At 45.7% G+C, this 1052-nt stretch carries 1 protein-coding gene; it reads left to right on the plus strand.

Annotated features, from left to right (window positions below; all coding sequences use genetic code 11):
- Positions 1-919: S-layer homology domain-containing protein (locus KW93_RS16825; protein WP_081986897.1), on the plus strand; the 919-nt coding region annotated here is incomplete at its 5' end.
- Positions 920-1052 lie beyond the last annotated feature (133 nt).

The raw sequence follows: 1052 nt of genomic DNA on the forward strand, positions 1-1052 counted from the left end.
TTATTCCGATGGGACAGTTCGACCGAACAAGCCTGTGACCCGTGCACAGGCGGCAATCATGATCGGCCGGCTGAAAAATTTGGATAAAACGCAAAAAGCGACACCATTCCGTGACGTATCGGCTGGCCATCACGCCAGCGGCTATATAGCAGAAGCTGCAAAAGCAGGTTATATCAAAGGTTCCGAAAATGGAAACTACCGCCCTAACGATCCGGTTACCCGAGGGGAAATGGCCCTGATTGTGGAACGGGTTTTTGATCTGGAGTTCAGTTTCATCAGGTCATTTACTGATGTGCCTCAAGACGCTTATTATTCCTTGGCGATCAGCCGGATTCAGTCAGCTCATATCACGAAAGGCTACCCGGATAATACGTTCCGTCCTCGGCAGAATGTGACGCGAGCTCAATTTGCCGCTTTCCTTTCACGTGCACTGGAGCCGAAATTCATGAATGATACAGTCATGGAGAATTCCTATTTGAAAGACAAAACCAAAACTTATACGTACAGATTGGCAAACGGCTCGACTTCAGTCAATCGTTTTATGGATGTTCCGGACCGCAATGGTTTGAGAATGGGCTTCATGTGGACTGCCGTTTCTGACAATAGAAGTTTTGAATATTTCGAAATGGAAGATCATCAGGTGTATGCCATCGGCTATCCATATTCAGAGATTGATATACGTCTGGTTTACCCGGTCCAGGTCGGTAAAACATTCGAAGTCGGTATTGGAGATGATCCTGTTAAGCATATGATTACGGGCATCAATAAAACCATAGAAACTCCCTACAAGACATTCACGAATGCGACGGAAGTGACCAACCAAAGTGGATTCAAATATTATATGGTTGAAGGCTATGCCACTGTCAAAGCGATAGACCCCAAGGGTGTGGTGCAGAGCGAGCTGCTAAGCGTAGAATAAGCTGTATCCTGCAAATCTCTATCAAATCTTTATTCAATGCGCAAACAGCCGTATCCGAAAGCGAGGAAGACGCTTTTCGGATACGGTTTATTTGTTCTTTGAGGTTTTTTCGCTTTTCGCCTGCGAAAAGCAT

Origin of the sequence: Planococcus sp. CAU13 (assembly GCF_000775575.1) — a bacterium.
Classification (GTDB): Bacteria; Bacillota; Bacilli; order Bacillales_A; family Planococcaceae; genus Planococcus.